At 45.9% G+C, this 14,260-nt stretch carries 17 protein-coding genes; 4 read left to right on the forward strand and 13 right to left on the reverse strand.

The genetic code is table 11. The features are described 5' to 3' along the window. Nucleotides 1-195: 195 nt before the first annotated feature. On the forward strand, nucleotides 196-1,401 hold the full coding sequence (locus BLW49_RS03235; protein ID WP_076311365.1) for an MFS transporter: 1,206 nt from the start codon (nucleotides 196-198) through the stop codon (nucleotides 1,399-1,401). A gap of 333 nt (nucleotides 1,402-1,734) precedes the next feature. Then, the gene (locus tag BLW49_RS03240) at nucleotides 1,735-2,937 is read left to right on the forward strand and encodes an asparaginase (protein ID WP_076311366.1); all 1,203 of its coding nucleotides are present in this window, start codon (nucleotides 1,735-1,737) and stop codon (nucleotides 2,935-2,937) included. An 84-nt stretch (nucleotides 2,938-3,021) separates the two neighbouring features. Here BLW49_RS03240 and BLW49_RS03245 read toward each other — a convergent pair whose 3' ends face one another. Next, complete coding sequence (locus BLW49_RS03245) at nucleotides 3,022-3,654, reverse strand: O-methyltransferase (RefSeq protein WP_076311367.1); 633 nt, start codon at nucleotides 3,652-3,654, stop codon at nucleotides 3,022-3,024. 205 nt (nucleotides 3,655-3,859) lie between these two features. Here BLW49_RS03245 and BLW49_RS03250 point away from each other — a divergent pair, with 205 nt between their 5' ends. Together BLW49_RS03250 and BLW49_RS03255 are read left to right on the forward strand one after the other, a co-directional pair. After that, nucleotides 3,860-5,005, forward strand: a complete 1,146-nt coding sequence (locus BLW49_RS03250; protein WP_076311368.1) for a THUMP domain-containing class I SAM-dependent RNA methyltransferase — start codon at nucleotides 3,860-3,862, stop codon at nucleotides 5,003-5,005. A gap of 146 nt (nucleotides 5,006-5,151) precedes the next feature. Then, nucleotides 5,152-7,119: an LTA synthase family protein gene (locus BLW49_RS03255; protein ID WP_076311369.1), complete on the forward strand. Its 1,968-nt coding sequence runs from the start codon at nucleotides 5,152-5,154 to the stop codon at nucleotides 7,117-7,119. A 74-nt stretch (nucleotides 7,120-7,193) separates the two neighbouring features. On the opposite strand, the gene BLW49_RS03260 is transcribed toward BLW49_RS03255, so the two are convergent. The 12 genes from BLW49_RS03260 to BLW49_RS03315 all read right to left on the reverse strand — a co-directional run bounded on the left by BLW49_RS03260 (nucleotide 7,194) and on the right by BLW49_RS03315 (nucleotide 14,237). Then, nucleotides 7,194-7,481 (reverse strand): hypothetical protein, encoded by a 288-nt coding sequence (locus BLW49_RS03260; RefSeq protein ID WP_076311370.1) that lies wholly within the window; start codon nucleotides 7,479-7,481, stop codon nucleotides 7,194-7,196. A gap of 78 nt (nucleotides 7,482-7,559) precedes the next feature. Beyond that, nucleotides 7,560-7,784: a YuzB family protein gene (locus BLW49_RS03265; protein WP_076311371.1), complete on the reverse strand. Its 225-nt coding sequence runs from the start codon at nucleotides 7,782-7,784 to the stop codon at nucleotides 7,560-7,562. Nucleotides 7,785-7,829: 45 nt separating this feature from the next. Continuing rightward, nucleotides 7,830-8,132 carry a heme biosynthesis protein HemY gene (locus BLW49_RS03270; RefSeq protein ID WP_076311372.1) on the reverse strand — a complete coding sequence of 101 codons (303 nt, stop codon included), beginning with the start codon at nucleotides 8,130-8,132 and terminating at the stop codon, nucleotides 7,830-7,832. A 141-nt stretch (nucleotides 8,133-8,273) separates the two neighbouring features. After that, nucleotides 8,274-8,525: a hypothetical protein gene (locus BLW49_RS03275; protein WP_076311373.1), complete on the reverse strand. Its 252-nt coding sequence runs from the start codon at nucleotides 8,523-8,525 to the stop codon at nucleotides 8,274-8,276. 100 nt (nucleotides 8,526-8,625) lie between these two features. Then, the gene (locus tag BLW49_RS03280; protein ID WP_090723111.1) at nucleotides 8,626-9,510 is read right to left on the reverse strand and encodes a M14 family metallopeptidase; all 885 of its coding nucleotides are present in this window, start codon (nucleotides 9,508-9,510) and stop codon (nucleotides 8,626-8,628) included. A 189-nt stretch (nucleotides 9,511-9,699) separates the two neighbouring features. After that, on the reverse strand, nucleotides 9,700-10,506 hold the full coding sequence (gene racE / locus BLW49_RS03285) for a glutamate racemase (protein ID WP_076312530.1): 807 nt from the start codon (nucleotides 10,504-10,506) through the stop codon (nucleotides 9,700-9,702). Between the two features lie 195 nt (nucleotides 10,507-10,701). Continuing rightward, complete coding sequence (locus tag BLW49_RS03290) at nucleotides 10,702-11,040, reverse strand: YtxH domain-containing protein (RefSeq protein ID WP_090723112.1); 339 nt, start codon at nucleotides 11,038-11,040, stop codon at nucleotides 10,702-10,704. A 6-nt stretch (nucleotides 11,041-11,046) separates the two neighbouring features. After that, the gene (locus BLW49_RS03295) at nucleotides 11,047-11,508 is read right to left on the reverse strand and encodes a DUF948 domain-containing protein (protein ID WP_076311376.1); all 462 of its coding nucleotides are present in this window, start codon (nucleotides 11,506-11,508) and stop codon (nucleotides 11,047-11,049) included. 111 nt (nucleotides 11,509-11,619) lie between these two features. Beyond that, complete coding sequence (locus BLW49_RS03300) at nucleotides 11,620-12,519, reverse strand: DUF4261 domain-containing protein (RefSeq protein WP_076311377.1); 900 nt, start codon at nucleotides 12,517-12,519, stop codon at nucleotides 11,620-11,622. 95 nt (nucleotides 12,520-12,614) lie between these two features. Continuing rightward, nucleotides 12,615-13,058, reverse strand: coding sequence for a DUF86 domain-containing protein (locus BLW49_RS03305; RefSeq protein ID WP_076311378.1), 444 nt, complete (start codon nucleotides 13,056-13,058; stop codon nucleotides 12,615-12,617). A 154-nt stretch (nucleotides 13,059-13,212) separates the two neighbouring features. Beyond that, nucleotides 13,213-13,500, reverse strand: coding sequence for a Dabb family protein (locus tag BLW49_RS03310; RefSeq protein WP_076311379.1), 288 nt, complete (start codon nucleotides 13,498-13,500; stop codon nucleotides 13,213-13,215). 152 nt (nucleotides 13,501-13,652) lie between these two features. After that, a complete protein-coding gene (locus tag BLW49_RS03315) occupies nucleotides 13,653-14,237 on the reverse strand; it encodes a phage holin family protein (protein WP_371264515.1) in 585 nt (194 codons plus the stop codon). Between the last annotated feature and the right edge of the window lie 23 nt (nucleotides 14,238-14,260).

Below are 14,260 nucleotides of genomic sequence, written 5' to 3' on the forward strand. Positions count from 1 at the left end.
AAGTAAGCGAAATCGAACATCCATTGACAATTGGATGAAGGTTCCCTTAAGCAAATGAATGCAATCTGAAGAACCGATAAAGCAATGATTCATCAAGTACCGCACAAAAACCACTCTTCCTGTAGTGTGTTATACTAAAATAATGGCAACAATTGAACCGTACGTAAGCGGCAGAAAGGAAGTGACCCTCATCAATTGAAATCATGGAAAATTAACCTTATCGTGCTATGGTTCGGACAATTTCTAGTAAATGCCGGCATGACAATGGTTACTCCCTTTCTATCATTATACCTTGCCCAGGATTTGGGAGTAACCGGTGAACGTGAGATCGGACTGTGGGCGGGATTTATCTTTGCAGCCAATTTTGTTACCTCCTTTATATTTCAGCCCCTATGGGGTAAGCTTGCTGACAAATACGGCCGCAAAATCATGCTGCTGCGCTCAGGCTTTGGCATGGCCATTGTTATTACCCTCATGGGTTTTGCACAAAACCCATGGCATTTGCTGTTTCTTAGATTACTGAACGGAACAATCTCAGGCTTCAATCCGGCAGCCGTCGCACTGATTTCGGGAACGACACCAAAAGACCGAATGGGATTTGCCATGGGAACTGTTCAATCAGGTCAGGTTGCTGGAACTATTCTGGGCCCCTTAATCGGTGGCATATTAGCTGACCTCGTGGGCTTTAGACCTATTTTCTATATCACAGGCATTCTGATCTTCTCTGCTTCACTGCTGGCATTGTTTCTTGTCAGAGAGAACTTTGACCGTGAAGAGGCTGCACAATTGCCAGCACAGACGGTACTGGGAGGACTGCACCAGCTGACCAAAACGCCTCAGCTGCCGGCGCTGTTCGCCGTCACCTTCTTGCTGCAATTTGCTATGATCAGTCCCATGTCTTTACTTCCGCTATATGTACTTCACCTGCATGGTACGGTAGAGAATCTCGCCTTCTTTGCGGGGATGGTCAGCGCTGTTGCAGGCATATCCAATATGATCGCTTCACCCCTCCTTGGGAAGCTGAGTGACAAGATCGGTTCGCATCGAATACTTACCTTTGCCCTTATCGGAGCAGCCTTGACCCTGATACCTCAAGCTTTTGTACAAAATGTCGGTCAGCTGATCGTGATTCGTTTCTTAATGGGCATATTTATGGGCGGCCTTCTGCCAAGTGTCAATTCCTTGATTCGTTCCTATACACCGGACGGAATGGAGAGCCGTGCGTTCGGGTTCAACAGCAGCACTCTGGCGTTAGGAAATATGATAGGTGCTGTAGCAGGCGGCTTCTTATCAGGCTTTATAGGCATTGAAGGCTTGTTCATCATCTCGGGCTCGCTTCTGTTGGTCAATGTGATCTGGGTGCGGATGAAGCTGTACTCACGGAAAAAGTCATCTGTATAGCAGAGCATCAAACATAGCTATTTATCAAAAAAAGACATTCTACCTGCAAGTTATCAGAGTAGAATGTCGTTTTTATGTGTATACGTATCTCGCCATAAATTGTGTGAGGATATATAACACAAAACTCGCATTCATCGATTTGATTGAAACTTAAAACATTCGAAACAAAGTTTGTTTTCCTTAGATTTCTTTAACTATTATGGTATTATCTCTTAATTTCTATAGTTATCAGATGTTTACTCTGTTTTTTATAGTTTGTAATTTTATCTAACATGAATATAGAATACTCCTCAAGACTACATACCAAAATTTGCATTAGAGGAGTGTAACGGAATGAAACCTAACAACAGATTCAGTAAACACTTTGCCCTAGCCGCATTGACCGCCTTAACCTTGTCTCTATCCCCCATCCCATCTACTGCCAGCGCGGCGACCGTTGTCGTGCAAGGAACAACCTCTCCTGTTCAGTCCACTACACCGATCCGCAATACGACGATCCCTCCTCTCACTGAGGCTGCCAAAGCCTCCGAATTACCCAATGTTCTTGTCGTTGGAACAGGCGGTACGATTGCAGGACAATCTACTGATGAGACCAGCTTCACCAGCTACAGGGCAGGTTCACTTGCGATCGGTGACATGGTGGGCTCTCTTCCTAACCTGGACAAGCTGGCTGAAGTGAACACGCTGCAATTTGGCAATTCAGGCTCTTCTGCCTATACCATACCCGACCTATACGATCTGTCGATGTCGGTAGATAAAGCGCTTGAAACCTATGACAGTGTCGTGGTTACAACAGGTACCGATACCATGGAAGAGATTGCTTACTTCCTTGATCTTACGGTTCAAAGCGATAAGCCGGTTATTATTACAGGCTCCATGCGTCCTTGGACAGTTATCGGCTCTGATGCACAAGCCAATCTGTTCAATGCGATTAAGCTGGCTGCAAGCGGACGCACAACTTCCTTTGGAACTGTATTGATGCTCAACGATACGCTGCATTCTGCACGAGGTGTAACCAAAACGAATGCTTATCGTACCGACACCTTTGAGACACCGGTGCTTGGCGCTCTCGGATACATAGATGGAGATAATATCCGTATCTATCGTGCTCCTGCCCGGGCAATGAAGCCGGAAGGTACAGCGAAGCCTGTCTTCAACCTTTCCAAAATTTCAAAAGAAAAGCTGGCCGATACTAAAGTTGAGATCGCGATCTCTTATCAACAAGCAGGAGCTGGTGCGATCAGCGGGTTCGTAGCGAACGGAGCCAAGGGTATTGTCACCTCCGGAACAGGTGCAGGCGGAATCTCCAGTGCGATGAGTGCCGAGAGAAAAACAGCCATTGAGGAAGGCGTTGTCTTCGTAACCACGACTCGTACCGGTTCAGGAAGCGTCTATAGCGGCGGCGAGGGTATCATATCGGGAGATAATCTCAGCCCGCAGCATGCTCGCATCCTGCTGCTTCTCTCTTTGGCATTCACAGATGACTTCGATACAATCAAAGGCTGGTTTGAAACCTACGGTAAATCCGAAGTATAATCGGCATCATTATTTTCTTATCCGTTGTTATACATGAACGAACACCCTCGATAACAAGCATTCGAGGGTGTTCTTTGTCATTGTTTATTTTACATATGCAATAGCAAGTCCGTCATATGCCGGAATCAATGTACTGATTAATCGGTCATCCGAAGCCATCAGCTCATTAAATCTTCTGACAGCCTGGACCGAAGGACCATTCTTCTCATGATTTAAAGTTCTTCCGCGCAGGAAGCAATTATCTCCAACAATTAGAGCACCTGGATTTGACAATTCAATTGCATATTCTAAGTAAACCGTATAATTCAGCTTATCAGCGTCAATAAAAAAGAAGTCAAACTTCTTCCCTTCCTCCTTCATGCGTGCCAAGCTATCTGCGGCCGGCCCTATTCGATATTCCACTCGATCACCGAAGCCTGCTTTGCTCAAATGCTCGTAAGCCAGCGCAGCGTACTCTTCTTTAATTTCAAGTGAGGTTAATCGGCCTGTCTCCCCTAATCCTCTGCTTAAACATATGCCGCTGTAGCCACCCAGTGCACCGATCTCCAATATCTGCTCTGCACGCGAGGTCCGTACAAGCATTGTGAGGAGCCGCCCATATGCCGCTGCAACCGATACTTCAGGCATACCGCGCTCTTTAATGGCTTCAAGCACTTCCTTCAGCATTTCATCCTCTTCATATAATTTAGATACATAATCATCTGGTGTAATCATCATCGGATATGGAATCCCCCTTAAATAACTTTCCTTCTTCATTTAATTAATTTATAATAAATGTTTGTTTAATTAAGCTGAGAACGGTGCGTACCTTATTGTACTGGTACAAGCCTTGGCAAGCAAGGCTTGCTGAAAATATATTGGGGCATCCTATTCGTAATTGAACTCAAATAGAATGTCACCAGGATGGAGCTGAAGCAATTCAATGCAACCTTTGCAATTAATCGCAACAACACCGATGGGACTAGAAGCTGTCGTATCTAGAGAATTAAAACTGCTCGGTTATGAAGATATAACTGTAGAGAACGGTCGAGTAACCTTTGCGGCCGATTTCATCGATATTGCCCGGTGTAACCTGTGGCTTAGAAGCGCCGACCGCATACTTGTTAAGATGGGCGAGTTCAAGGCTACCACCTTTGATGAATTATTCGAAGGAACCAAAGCCCTTCCATGGCAGGAATGGATCCCTCAAAACGGCGAGTTCCCCGTAGAAGGAAGATCTCATAAATCTCAGCTTAGCAGCGTGCCTGCATCTCAAGGGATTGTCAAAAAAGCAATCGTCGAGAAGCTGAAGCAGACCTATCATACAGAATGGTTCCCGGAGAACGGCGCCCGCTTCGTCATTGAAGTTAACCTTCATAACGACATCGCACTTCTGACCCTGGATACAAGCGGAGCAGGCCTTCACAAACGGGGCTATCGCAAGCTGGTTACAGAAGCTCCGCTCAAAGAGACATTGGCTGCTGCTCTCATTCAGCTCAGCCGCTGGGGCCCGCACCGTCCCTTTTACGATCCATTCTGCGGGTCAGGAACACTGCTTGTTGAAGCGGCAATGATCGGCTGGAATATCGCTCCTGGTCTTCGTCGTTCGTTTAATAGCGAGCATTGGCCGCTCGTATCCAAGGAACTATGGGATGAAACGCGTGAGGAAGCTTTTGACTCGGTTAAAGATGACATCCCTCTGCAGATTGCCGGCAGCGATGTAGACCCGGGAGCAATTGAGGTTGCTCAAGCTGCGGTCAAGAGTGCCGGCTTCGCCAAGGAAATTAAGCTCGATGTTCTGCCTGTAGCCAAAGTCCGCTTGTCCGGAGAGTACGGATGTCTTATTACCAACCCGCCATATGGTGAACGGCTTGGAGAACAAGCTGAGGTAGAGAAGCTCATTCGTCAGCTTGGACGAGTGGCAGCCGAGGTACCGACCTGGTCCTTCTTTGCCATTACGTCAACCAAATCGTTTGAACGATACTTCAATCAGAAGGCCGATAAGCGCAGAAAGCTGTTCAACGGACGTATCGAGACCCAGTATTATCAATTCTTAGGTCCTCTGCCTCCCAAACCCGCTCGAAACTAATGCATGCATCTTGAACACAAAAGAGTAAACCTTATGACGTTTACTCTTTTTGTGTTCAGTATGGTGCATCATTCGAATTTCATAAACAACTGTACGGAGAGATATAATGTAACTTGTATCATGTACGTTCAAAGGAGGAACCATGCTTGTCCAAGCGATTTAACACACCTTCATATACATCCTCCCGATACATAAAGTGGAGGAGTTCACGTTATTTCTATTACCTCATATTTGTGATCCTGATGATTCTCAAGCTGGGATACTTCCACAGCCAGCTTAATGCAAGAAATATTGATATGAATTTTCTCGATTATGTGATTAGTTTCGGATCTTTGCTGCTCGTCTCCTTCTGGGTGCTATGGCTCCCGCAGCGTGCAAGAATGATCGCCCTGATTGTCCTGGATGTGCTGCTCAGTGCACTCATCTATGCCGACCTCGTCTATTATCGGTACTTCCAAGATTTCATTACCATTCCTGTACTGCTGCAGGCTGGTCAATTAAGCTCGGTGGATGACAGTATTTTCTCACTTCTGAGATTCGCTGATTTGTGGTTTTTTGCAGATCTACTGCTGCTTGCCGTATATTCTGTATGCGTTCTCCTCCTCTCTAAGCGCACAGTTAGAGCACGAAGCGCACATAAAGAATATGCACCTAAGTGGCAGCGATTCCTCAGCGGCACTCTTGCACTTGTGATCGGTGCAGTTCTTACCTTTGGACCCATTGAATTTTACAATCGCACATGGGCGGTCGGTTTGTTTACAGGCAACTGGTGGAACCTCAGCCTATATAACGTGACTGGCTTGCTCGGATTCCACGGCTACGATCTATACCGGTATAACAAGGAGCGGCAGAATAGCCAAGCAGGCCTGACAGATGAGGAAATGAACGAGGTTAAGCAATACTTTGATCATAAGCAGCAGCAAGCGCTAAAAGCCGCCTCATCGGACACTTTTGGCCAATATAAAGGTAAGAATGTCATGCTTGTCCAGGTTGAAGCTTTGATGAATTTTGTGATTAACAAAAGTATAAACGGTCAGGAGGTCACCCCGCATCTCAATGCATTAATGAAGGACAGCTTATATTTCAAAAATTTCTATCATCAGACCGGTCAAGGACGGACCTCCGATGCTGACTTATCTGCCAACATCTCGCTGCATCCTCTGCCGACAGGCTCTGTATTCACCCGCTACCCGGATCATATGTATGACTCACTCCCGTCTGTTCTCGGAGAGCAAGGGTATTACACGGGCGCTTATCATGCTTACGAGAGCAGCTTCTGGAACCGATATACGATGTACAGCCACATGGGATATGACGAATTCATGAGCAAAAATGATTACACGATAGACGAGCCGATCGGCTGGTCGCTGGGAGACAAGTCTTTTTTCCGGCAATCGCTGGATCAACTGACTGGCACCAATGAAGAGCCCTTCTACTCCTTTATGATTACATTAACGAGCCATCATCCCTATACGCTTCCAGAATCTATACAAGAGCTGGATGTGGGCCAGTTTAACGGAACTCTGTTTGGGGACTATCTTCAGGCCGTACATTATTCAGATGCGGCACTCGGAGAGCTTATTGAACGGCTGAAGAAGGAGGGGCTGTGGGAAAATACCCTATTTATGGTCTACGGCGATCATGACAATTCTCTGAAGGAGCAATCCAACTATGAGGCCTTTCTCGGCAAGAGGATTGATGAGCTCCAGATGCATCAAATCATGAACCAGGTGCCACTTCTCCTCCATCTACCTGATGGAGCACGTTCTGGAGTATATCTGGAGCCAGCAGGTCAAATGGATATCGCACCAACCCTTCTTCATCTGCTCGGTATACCGACAGATTCGAAGTATTTCATGGGGAATGACCTGCTGAACAGCCGAAATCGGATGGTTGTACTTCGTACAGGCGCTTTCGCTACAAGGGAATTGTATTACATCCCTTCAGACGATTACCGCTTTGAACATGGGGGCTGTTATGATGCTGAGTCAGGAGAGCAAACAAACGTAAACGCATGCGAAGCTACGTTTGATAAAGCAAAGAACCAGCTGTCAATATCTGATCGTGTAATTACTTATGACCTCATCGCGAAGCTTCGTGATTCGTCGAAGTAAGGGCTACTGATTTTAATATCGATCATCAACAAACCCCCGTCTCTGATGAGAACGGGGGTTCATTGGTATGCAGGTCAGTTGTCTTCCGGCTTCTTCGATGCCAGGCTGGCATGGAGTGATGTGAGACGTTCCTTTTCTTCTGAGAGGATTTCCTCTGCAAACTCAGTACCGCTGTAGTTCAGCTGCTGCCGGGCTACCGCTACTGCATTCTCTGCACGCAGCAATCGCTTATTCGCTTGATCGAGCATATCTGGTGTAGGATGCGACATCGCTTGGGATACCGCATGATGCAGTTTTTTTACTGAGTTGGAGGCTTGCGCCACCGTCGTGAAGGATTGCAGACTGGAATGATCGTGTTTCATATCGAAGCACACTCCTCTCTCAAAGTCCCTGCTACACCTGTTAGCATGGATATTAAGAAAGGTCGTTATGCACAGAACTTAATTTTTAATGAATGGGGCTGCCTTGGCAAGCACTTCTTCCTCTGTCGGTGCGCTGATGTATCGTCCATTAATAAATACAAAAGCTCTTTTGCCGCAGGGTCCGCAATAGGATTTGCAGCCTACCTTGATCTCGGCATCTGGAGCCATCTTCTGAAGCTTAGGCACCAAAGACTTTAATTTGACATGCTTACATTTATCACATACTCGAATATCGTTAGCCATGTACTCCCCTTCTCACAAGAAAAACATCATTCGGCTTCTTAACAATTAGTCGTGGAAATGATTCCCTTGCGCAGGATTTGTAATAACAAAACCTTCTTTAGGGAAGTACAAATAATCCACTTTGATGCCATCCAGCATCGGCTTGCCAGTTTCAAGGATCAGGTCGATTTCTTTATCTGTAGATACAACCTCATCATTCTCTTTAGGTGTATCAAAGTCAATTCCATAGTGTACATGATCTCCATGGTCGAGCGTAATCAGGACGCGTACATATTTACCTTCATTCTCAGGAAGTGCCAGCTCACGCTTAAGCACTTTAGCGGCATTACGAGTAATTTTTGCTTTCATTATAATTTCATCTCCTAGTGTCATCTATATATAGAAACTGTTAGCAATTTATAATTGGCTCAATTTCAATACCCTATATTTTAATCAAGATGCGTGTATTTAGCAATATCTGCAGATTGAATCCATTTCATCATTCATCAATTATTTTCGAACTGCTACATTAGGATATTTGCGTTCTGCCCTCTGAACAAACCAGTTCATGAGAAACATCGTGACCCCGATATCATCAATCGGGAGGAGTGGCAGCACATCAGGCATAACCCAATATACCGCGGCAGGAACCAAGAAGAGAAGCTTGTCCTGCAATTTAACTTCTGAAGACATTAGAAGAGCAGGCATCCTTTTAAACACATGAGACCACGACTTTAGTGAAAGCAGCTTCTTCCATTTCATGATGATCATTCTCCTTCCGGGTTATTACTATCATAACATACGTGTAAATTCAGGGGAGGTTTCCATACCTCCCTTAGATCATTGCTCTTAACTCGAGAGATCAGCGAAGAAGCAAGCGGATGGCAGACACCATAAGACGCTCGACCTCAGCAGCAATCGGAGTATATTGATTAACCGGCAGCGGATTAGTCCCGAGTCCGGTTTCAACGGTAAAGCCCGGTCTGCCATACTCCTGAATAAACCAATCTTTATATCCTGCATCACTTTCCGTCAATTTAACCGGAGCATACCCTGTTGCTGCAGCAAGCTGCTGTGCCCATTCCTCACTGAACGCAGGCTCGTAATCACGATAGTTCCAGTATATTTCTTCCCCTTGACTATGCAGTGCGATAATCATGTCAAATTTCTTATCCTTCGTCCATTCTGCCAAGGCTCTGGACTCTGGTTCAGTCAGGGGATGTTCTCCTCCATAATCTCTTGGTCCAGGGCAAGTGACGGAACGGCGTCTCGCTTCTTCGTAAAAATGAGCAGGAAATTGATCGTTGAGATCTATGCCCCGAATGTTCGCCTTCCAGCCCGAGAAGTCAGAATTGCCGCCATTCATTTCTAGGAGCTCTGTGGAGAAGGGATGAGCATCTGGTCCATTAAGAACCAATTCTATGCCATCAGGATTAAGCATCGGCACCACCCATAGGGTCACTTGTTCAGACCATCCATCGGATAAGCAGCCCTGCCAATCCTGTTGTTCTTCTAGAGCGGTCATATATTTTTTGACAAATTGCATCAGACAAGGAACGTTCAGCCACTCATTCGCATGCATACCTGCATTGACGTGAAGCTGAATCGGGCCCTTTCCGATCCTGATGTATGGTATCTTTTTTCCAAGCACACTGCAGCCCATAGTCCCCAGCTCACTCATCGACATTCTTAAGCTTTTTATGTGATCAAGGTCTTGTTCAAGCTCATGATACCCGTATAGATTCATCCCTTATCTCCTCCTATAAACTAAGTGAAGGTCAAGAACCATATTTACGTGCAGTATATGCTGCTATTCATTATATTCGTGATAAATCCCTAGGGAGGAATTGAGATGTCACTAAAATATGCATAAAAAAGACAGCCTTGTTCTTTGAACTCTGCAGTTCAATGTCAAGGCTGTGTTATTCTTCAAGCGTTACAGTTTGGATACCTGCCATACGACCGGGGTATTGCGGATCTGCTCTCCTAGCCAGGATCTTGCAATGCTTTGAAACATGACCGGATCACCTGAGCAGAAAAACTGATGAACTGGCGTTTCATCGCCAATGGCGAGCTTTCCCTTGTCATATAAGATCGTGCTCGTTTCTCTAGCAGTCTCATCCGCAGAACTAATTAATTTGACATGAGGACCCATTACCTGACCAATCGTCTCCATCAAGAACGGATAATGAGTACAGCCTAGTATAAGGGTGTCGATCGGTTTGTCTTTCATGCCATTCAAGGACTCACTGACAGTGGATCTCGTATGCTCGGACCTGAAATCCCCCTGCTCTACCAGCGGGACAAGAGCGGGACAAGCCTGACTCATAACGTTGATATATGGAGACAGCTGCTTAAGTGCTGTGGTATACGCTCCGCTGTTGATTGTACCCATCGTACCGATGACTCCAATATTACCTGTCTTGGTGGCCGTTATTGCTGCTCTGGCACCAGGATGAATGACACCGATCACCGGAATATCTACTTTCTGGGATATATGGTCCAGCGCAGCTGCTGTTGCCGTATTACAGGCAATAACGATAACTTTTGGGTCAAATTGAATAAGAAAATCTACGATTTGTTCAGTAAATTGTTTTACTTCCTCGGACGATCGGGGTCCGTATGGTGTGCGGGCAGTATCTCCAAAATAAATGACTTTTTCCCGCGGAAGCTGACGCATCACTTCTTTGGCTACAGTCAGCCCCCCAACACCAGAATCTAAAATTGCGATAGCTTGTTGCACGAACACACCGCTTCCTTCTTTACATATTTCCATCCCTTTTCAATCCTACCCTATGATTCGGACGGCAAAAAGGTACCTACATCTTACCCGATTTAGTATAGACGTGTAAACCAAGCTCAGCGCAAAAAGGCCTTTTGCCTCATCCCTATACTTACAAGGGAACGGCAGTAAGGCCTTTACCACGTATCTTTACGCCTATATTGTATCATCCTTTGCTGCTTCGTCAGCAGCCTGCTCAGTCTTTGCAGTTTCACTGATACCAGACACTTTAGCGACCTCATTTTCTGAACTGACGCCACGGATTTCTTGCAAAAAGACTTCTGTCGATTCCTTCACTTTGGAAGCAATCTTTACACTCTGCTCGCTGACTTTGTCGGCCAGGTTCTGCCCCTTCTCTGTAACCAGCTTGGCGTTATCCGCAATATCCTCGCGAAGCTCTGCTCCGGATTTGGGGGCAAATAGCAGCGCTGTAATGGATCCAGCAATCGTTCCAATCAGTGTACCCCATAACAAGCTCTTGTTCGTATCTTTCATACCTGCTCACTCCTTCTCAAGCGGGCGGGAAGCGCCCGGAGCAGGAGTATTACGCTGCCATGTGTGCCATACCGTCATGGCCGCATCAACGTATCGGAACATTTGCCCCAGACGCTGTTCATTGTCCTGGTGTGCACCATCCACATGCTTGTGCGCTGAACGAGACAGCTTGAGGCTGATCTCATCCATTGTACGACTTACCTGCTGCAGCACCATTCCAAGCGAAGCAATCGATTCAAAGAGAGGGGCTGACTTCTCCAGATGTCCCTGCATATCCGATATCGCTTTATTCGTACCTTGAATCATGGCTGAGGTATCTGCAGCGAGTAAATCTGTTTTCTCTTCAAGCTGACTTACACTGCGTTTAACCTGCTTCATCAAGCTTTTTGCTTCAATAAGCACCAGTACACCGGCCGCTGCCAGGATAACAAAAGCCCCTGCCATCAGCGCTACACTCCATGCGATCATGTTCCAACCCTCCTGCTAACCGGGCGAACGCCCATTTTTTAGTTAATGCATTATAAGCAGGAGGAGTCTGAATTGACACAACAAAATTCAATAGATCACAAACCATTCAGATTAGGACGAGATGTTCCCGGCGTAATAGGGTGCTCCTGGGTCCAGATCAATGACATATCGTAGAGGTGAAACCAATGATTCCTGATGTTCACAGCGCCAGCGTTGTTCCCCGGATGAGCCCAGCAGCTGACCATCCTGTATCACATCACCCTGATCAAATATATAATAAGCCGCACCGTATAAGGTACGTGCTACGACGTCCGGATCCATTCCTGCAAAATGACATTGAAAATCAGGCACCCCTAGTGAGGATAAACCAACCGTATCCATCACCAGCTCACGTCTAGCTTCACTGCCTCCCGCTTGATACAGCCTTACATTCATCGCACCATATAGATGATCCCCATTTTCGAGCGCTTTGACATAAGCAGAAGGCTTCACCAGTTTGTCACTGCCGTAAAAGTAAACCGCTTCACAAGGCGTAACTTCTAAAATAGCGAGTAACGCCTGCTGGAACAGCTTCAGTCGTTCTTTATGCGGCAGGCCCGCCGTAAACATATCATGGATGCGAATCTGATACTGGCACAGGCCCGTAACCTCATTTGCTTCGCTCCAATGCCAGGACTGCTCCACAGCACCCTTGAACCGGTTCTTGTCTTGAATCTTGTGGACAGGCAGAATACAGGTCTGTGCAGGAACGGTCCCGTCTTCAAAATTAACCATATGCTCCATATGCATTATGACCAGAAGATCCTGTTCTTTATCTGCTGCCTCGGCCTGATTCTGAGCCTTACTCACGGCGTCCTTGTTAACAGGTCGTTTCATCACTCTTGCTTTCCCGGTCAAACGCTTCATGACCTCCATCAGCTTCTCTTCTTCCAGCTGAGGCATGTCCTTGAATAAAAGCTCGGCCATATATACCGGATGAAATCCGGAGTTGTCTTTCTTACGATCTGACATGATATATCCTCCAAACCAAATAGGTGAATCCATTACATTACGAAATTTGATATTACAAAAATTTGATACAACTAGAAATTTTTAATCTATTATTTCTAGTTCCGTGATTGTTGGAACGGTCCGAGTTCTTTTTCAAGATATAAGCGAATTTGATCTGCGAACCGATCCAGCACATCAGGAAGCGTCCGGGTTACCTTATGCAGGCTTGTCCGATCCCATGCATAATAATCCTGTACGAGCGGCTTCCGCAGCGGCACAAGCTCCATAAACAGCTTATAGCTCTCCTCATCAAATGCCCCTGCTTCATGAACGATTTCAATGATGTCTTCGTAGCTGCTCGCGTCCCGGAGAATAAATCCATCAATCAGATAACTGCCTACGTCGGTTACAATCTCTAGAGCCAAATGCAGGGAGCGCTCCTGAACGAAGCCAAGGATAATTCCCCCATCCCAGTTCTCCTGTGCATGACGGAGTCCAGCTGTAATCTCGGGAATAGCTGACAAGCGTAATTCGATTTGATCTGTATTTACATAGTACAATACGTTCACATCCGTTTCGTCGGTAATCAGTTACGTCTATTTTTTCGTTTCAGCCAAAAGAACATTACCGGGCATGCAATTAAAATGACGATCAGTATTAACATCGTTTCCATTACATCTTTTAAATCGCCCACCTGCTACTCCCCTTTGTAAGTTAGATTTCGTAATCGACTGCAACAGAAGAATCCTTCACAACACTCATGTGCTTAATAATCTCTTGATGAACGGGATGAACCTGATAGGCCTCCAATGCCTCCAAGGAATCAACGACTGCGGTCAGAGAAATGTCGAAGGAACGCTCCGATTTCAAGACATCCACTCCAATCTCCAATGATTTCAGCAGCTCAATTCTGCCATCCATGCTGCGCAGTATACGAGCTGTCTCCTGAATGCTTGCCTCTGAGCGGTCCTTTAATTTGAAAAAAACAATATGTTTAATCATTATAATAGCTCCTTATCCTATGTCATGAGTTAATAGAGTTGATTCCGTTTACAAAAAATATAACATAAACACGAATAAAGTGGTAAATGAATCACTGATCGTTTTCTGATGTGTAACTTGTCCAAGATCTTACTCCAGCAAAAAAAAGGCCTCTATTGCTCAGGCCCTTGTGATTCTGCTTCCTGATTCTCCCTTCGATCCTTCCGCGGTCCAAATTGACTTAATATATCTTCGTCAACCGAGTATTTGACTGCTTCAAGCTCTGCATCTTCAGGATCTGGTCCGGTGGTATCTGTCGTTTCATCCTCCTCTGCGCGTCTGCGTAATGCTGCTTCTTCATCATCCTCTGCCTGCTTCTTAACCAGCTCTATGATCTCTCTTAATTTGGCGGGGAGTGGAAGCCCGATTCGGCTGTAATTCTCGGTAATGGAGATCAATTCGTTCGCCAGATAAAAGTACATCGCCCCTCCTTTAATGACATCTGTTCCAATCAGCTGATCGATCTGGTGGGCAAGTAAAATAACAAGCAGCATCAGACCTTTGCGAGTCAATCCCCAAAATCCAATCTTGCTGTTCAACTTGCTGCCAGTACGGATTACAGCCGCAACCCCGGTAATATAATCAATGGCCATCGCAATACATAGCAGGATAAGCAGCTGTGTCCATCCACCAAACGCAAAGGTGAAGAATGCCCCTACGAATCCGAGGAGCATATTGATTAATGCCGGACTCATCATGCCCCCTCCTCTTCTTTTTCTCT

This window comes from Paenibacillus sp. PDC88 (genome assembly GCF_900106725.1).
GTDB lineage: Bacteria > Bacillota > Bacilli > Paenibacillales > Paenibacillaceae > Paenibacillus > Paenibacillus shunpengii.